Here is a 4,459-nt window from a genome sequence, read left to right on the forward strand (position 1 = left end):
GCAAGATCGAACCACCGGCCCCGATCGACAAGGACCTCTACGACCTCCCGCCGGAGGAGTGGGGCGACGTCAAGCAGGTCCCCGGCTCGCTGCCGCACGCGCTGGAGGCGCTCGGCCGCGACCACGACTATCTGCTCGACGGCGGCGTCTTCACCGACGACCTGATCTCCACCTGGATCGACTGGAAGACCGCCAACGAGGTCGACCCGGTGCGGCTGCGCCCGACCCCGCACGAGTTCGCCATGTACTACGACTGCTGACGTCACAGCCGTCCTCGACCGCCGCCCCCGCCTGTCGCTCGCGGGGGCGGCGGTCGGAGGAAACGGCAGCCCGCAGGTCCCCGGCCTCGTACCGTCGAGACATGGCCCCGCCGAGCGACCACACCCCGACCGGACCCGCGCGACGCGGAGGCCGGCGGTGAGGCCGCGGCCCCCCACCGCCACCGCGACGACGCCCACCACCCTCACCCTCGGGGTGGAAGAGGAGTTCCTGCTGCTCGACCCGGTGACCGGGGAGAGCATGCCGGTCGCCGACCGGGTCCGCGACGCGCTCCGCGGGACCGCCCGCGAGCAGAGCCGGCAGGAGTTTCGGCACAGCATGGTGGAGATGGTGACCCCGGTCAGTCCCGACCTGGCGGCGTTGCGGGAGCACCTCGTCGCGCTGCGCCGTGCCGCCTCCCGCGCGGCCGACGCCGTCGGGGCGCGGCTGGTCGCGGTCGGCGCCACTCCGGTCTGCGAGGCCCACCGCACCGTGCCGGACGAACGGCGCTACCACGACATGTCCCGCCGGTTCGGGCCGGTGGCGCACGACCCCGCGGTCTGCGGCTGTCACGTCCACGTGGGGGTGCCCGACCGGGAACTCGCCGTGCAGGTCTGCAACCACCTGCGCCCGTGGCTGCCGGTGGTGCAGGCGCTCACCACGAACTCGCCGTTGCACGACGGCCGGGACACCGGGCACGCGAGTTGGCGCTCGATGCAGTTGGAGCGCTGGCCCAGCATCGGCCCGACGCCGCACTTCGACTCCGCCGCCGACTACGACGCCACCGTGCGTGACCTGATCACCGCCGGGATCATGCTCGACGCCGCGATGGTCTACTGGTATGCCCGGCCGTCGGCGGCCTATCCGACCGTGGAGGTCCGCGTCGGCGACGTCTGCCCCACCGTCGACGACACCGTGCTGGTCGCCGCGCTGGTCCGGGCCCTGGTCGCCACCGCGATCGACGAGATCGGCGCCGGTGTCACCGCCCCGCGCATTCGCGACTGCCTGGTCGCCGCCGCGCACTGGCGGGCCGCCCACGACGGGGTCGACGGCGAGCTGGTCGACCTGCGCACCGGGCGGCCCCGGCCGGCCTGGGACCTCGTCGACGACCTGATCGACACCGTCGCGCCCGCGCTGCGCCGGCACGGCGACCTGGACCTGGCGGTGCGCGAGGTGGACCGGCTGCGCCGCATCGGCACCGGGGCCACCCGGCAACGCCGGATCATGGCCGACACCGGCGGCGACGTGCGTGCCGTGCTGGAGCACCTGGCCGCGCAGACCGTCGCGGCCTGACCGGGCCGGCCGGTGGCCTCAGCGTAGACCTGCGAAGAGGTCGTCCTCCGGCGTCGGCGCGCCGGTGCTGTCGCGCACCCGCACGAACGTCTCCATCCCCATCAGCTCGGTGAACCGCTCCTCGCCCAGGCGCAGGAAGAAGATGTTCTCCGCCTGGCTGGCGTGCGCCGCGAGAGAGGCGAACTTCTGCCCGCCGTGGGCCCGGGTGTCCACCCAGGTGGTGATCTCGTCGTCCGGCAGGCCCAGCGGCGGCATCTCGTCGGCGGCGTCCGGCTCGGGGAACTCCACCCCGATCTCCTGCATGACCCTGCCGAACTCCTGGAACGCGCGCTGCGGCACGGTGGTCCAGTAGACCTTCGCCGGGATGCCCGTGCGCTCGACCGCGGCCATGGTGACGCGGTGCGCCTGGATGTGGTCCGGGTGGCCGTAGAAGCCGTTCTCGTCGTAGGTGACCACCACGTCGGGGCGATAACGCCGGATCAGCTCGGCCAGCCGGTCGGCCGCCTCCGCCACCGGCGTGTTCCAGAACGCGCCGGGCGCGTCGTTCGTCGCCCAACCCATCATTCCGGAATCGGCGTAGCCGAGCGTCTCCAGGTGCGTGACCTTCAACGCCTCGCAACTGGCCGTCAGCTCCGCCTGGCGCATCGCCACCACGGCCTGCGGGTCGTGCCCGTCGTCGCCCGGCTTGACGCCGCCGGGCCCGTCGCCGCACCGGCCGTCGGTGCAGGTCACGAGCACTGTCGTGATGCCCTCGGCCGCATAGCGGGCGAGGATGCCACCGGTGCTGGTGGCCTCGTCGTCGGGGTGCGCGTGCACCGCCATCAGGGTCAGGGATCGCTCTGCCACCCCGTCACCATACGAGAATCCACCGACGCACTAGCATTGCCCGGTCCGCAGACGGCGACGGAAGCGAGGCACGATGGGTTGGCTCCGGCGGTTGCTGGGCGGCGGCGGTGGGGCCGACCTCGACCCGGAACACCAGCGGGCGCTGCTGCGCGACGTGCGGCACTCCTACGGGGCGCACGCCCGGATCCGGTTCCCCGACCAGGTTGACGCGATCAGCCGGCTGCTGTCGAACGACGACGGTCTGGTGGTGGCCGCCGGGATCGTGTGCGAGGCCGCCGAGGAGGCCCACGCCGACCTGCAGCGCCAGGCGCAGGAGGTGTTCCGGCGCACCGGCCGGCGGCTGCTGGTGCACCGCCGCAACTACCGGCCCCTGTGGAAGGAGGCCGGTCCGTCGCTGCGCTGGCCGTTGGGCGCGCTGCCCGGCGGGTTGCACCCGTACGCGCAGGTGACCGCCGCCGCGACGGTGGTCGGCGGCCGGGCGAAGCGCCTCGACAAGGTGACCGACCCGCAGCCGTTCGTGGTCCGCCTGTTCGAGGTGCTCGACCTCACCACCGCCGGCTGGGAGTTCGGCCGGGTGCGGGTGGACACCGACGGCACCACCCTGGTCGAGCGGCTGACCCACGCCGCCGCGCAGGTCCTCGCCGCGATGGACGACCCGCCCCGGCTGCCGCCGCCGGTGCGGGAGATGATGCGCCGCAACCACAGCATCGACGTGTACGACCCGGCCGGCCCCCGGGTGGTCGGCCGGATCAACCTGGGCGCCCGGCTGCGCGAGACGCTCCTGGCCTGACCGTCACCGCGCCCGGCGGCGGGGGTACGGGCGGACGCGCCCCGCCCGGCCGGGGCGCGTCCCGTCCTGCTCAGGTGGTCGTGCACGTGATGGTGGTCGGCGGGTTGTTGGCGCCGTTCACCGTGCCGATGAAGCCGAAGGTGGTCGAGGCGCCGGCCGCCAGCGTCCCGTTGTAGTCGACGTTGCGCACCGTCACGTTCGCGGCGTTCTGGGTGTGCGAGCCGCCCCAGAGCTGGTTGATGACCTGGCCGTTCGGGAACGTCCAGGACACCGTCCAGCCCCGGATCGCGGTGGCTCCCGCGGTGACGGTGACCTCGCCCTGGAAGCCACCGGGCCACGACCCGGTCACCGCGTACGTCGCCCGCGCGCCGGACGGCGCCGGTGAGCTGATGGTCGGCGTCGGCGTCGGCGTCGGCGTCGGCGAGGTGCTCGTCGTGGGGGTGGGCGTGGCGGTCAGGGTCGGCGACGGCGTCACGCCCGGCCGCGCGGCCCGGTAGGTGTGTCCGGCGCGCACGGCGAACTGCACCACGTCCGCCTCCGGCCGGGTGGGGGCCGGCGTGCTGCCGTCGGTGGTGTCGACGAGGTCGAAGCCGCCGGTGAACAGCCGGCACCGCAGCCGCAGGGTGCCGTCGCGGTCGGCGCGGACGGCGACCTCGTCGGGCTGACCGTCGCTCCAGGACAGTCCGACGGTGTACCCGCCGCGACCGCGCAGGCCGGTGACCTGGCCGGTGGGCCAGGCGCTCGGCAGCGCGGGCAACACGTGCAGCTCGCCGGCGTGGCTGTGCAGCAGCATCTCGGCGATCCCGGAGGTGGCGCCGAAGTTGCCGTCGATCTGGAACGGCGGGTGCAGGTCGAACATGTTCGGCGCGAGCCGGTCGGTGCGCACCAGGTCGCGCAGCAGCTTGTGGGCGCGGGCGGCGTCCTCCAGCCGAGCCCAGAAGTTGATTTTCCAGGCCAGGGACCAGCCGGTGCCGTCGTCACCGCGCAGCTCCAGCGTCCGGCGGGCGGCCTCGTACAGCGCCGGGGTGCCCCGCCTGGTGATCTGGTTGCTGGGGTGCAGGCCGTAGAGGTGTGAGACGTGCCGGTGGGTCCGCTCGGTCTCGACCCAGTCGGCGAGCCACTCCTGCACGTTGCCGCGGGAGCCGACCCGGCTCGGTGGCAGCCGGTCCTTCGCGGTAGGGACTGTACAAATAACGGCTGATCGACCGATCAAGGGAGAGACGCCAGATGACGACCGAGACCACCGTGGGACAGCCGGCCGCTGAGCCGTCG

4 protein-coding genes and 1 pseudogene are annotated in these 4,459 nt (G+C 73.6%); 3 read left to right on the forward strand and 2 right to left on the reverse strand.

The window, feature by feature from the left end:
• A pseudogene (locus AB0H28_RS29890) lies at positions 1-260 on the forward strand (type I glutamate--ammonia ligase); the annotation flags it as partial.
• Between the two features lie 157 nt (positions 261-417).
• Positions 418-1,551, forward strand: coding sequence for a glutamate--cysteine ligase (locus AB0H28_RS29895; RefSeq protein ID WP_358047444.1), 1,134 nt, complete (start codon positions 418-420; stop codon positions 1,549-1,551).
• Positions 1,552-1,569: 18 nt separating this feature from the next.
• On the opposite strand, the gene AB0H28_RS29900 is transcribed toward AB0H28_RS29895, so the two are convergent.
• Positions 1,570-2,397, reverse strand: a complete 828-nt coding sequence (locus tag AB0H28_RS29900; RefSeq protein ID WP_358047447.1) for a PIG-L family deacetylase — start codon at positions 2,395-2,397, stop codon at positions 1,570-1,572.
• Between the two features lie 73 nt (positions 2,398-2,470).
• Here AB0H28_RS29900 and AB0H28_RS29905 point away from each other — a divergent pair, with 73 nt between their 5' ends.
• Positions 2,471-3,187, forward strand: coding sequence for a hypothetical protein (locus tag AB0H28_RS29905; RefSeq protein WP_358047450.1), 717 nt, complete (start codon positions 2,471-2,473; stop codon positions 3,185-3,187).
• A gap of 70 nt (positions 3,188-3,257) precedes the next feature.
• Here the strand turns inward: AB0H28_RS29905 and AB0H28_RS29910 are convergent, their stop codons facing one another.
• A complete protein-coding gene (locus AB0H28_RS29910) occupies positions 3,258-4,400 on the reverse strand; it encodes a cellulose-binding domain-containing protein (protein ID WP_358047453.1) in 1,143 nt (380 codons plus the stop codon).
• Positions 4,401-4,459 lie beyond the last annotated feature (59 nt).

Source organism: Micromonospora sp. NPDC050980 (assembly GCF_040653835.1).
Taxonomy (GTDB): Bacteria; Actinomycetota; Actinomycetes; order Mycobacteriales; family Micromonosporaceae; genus Micromonospora.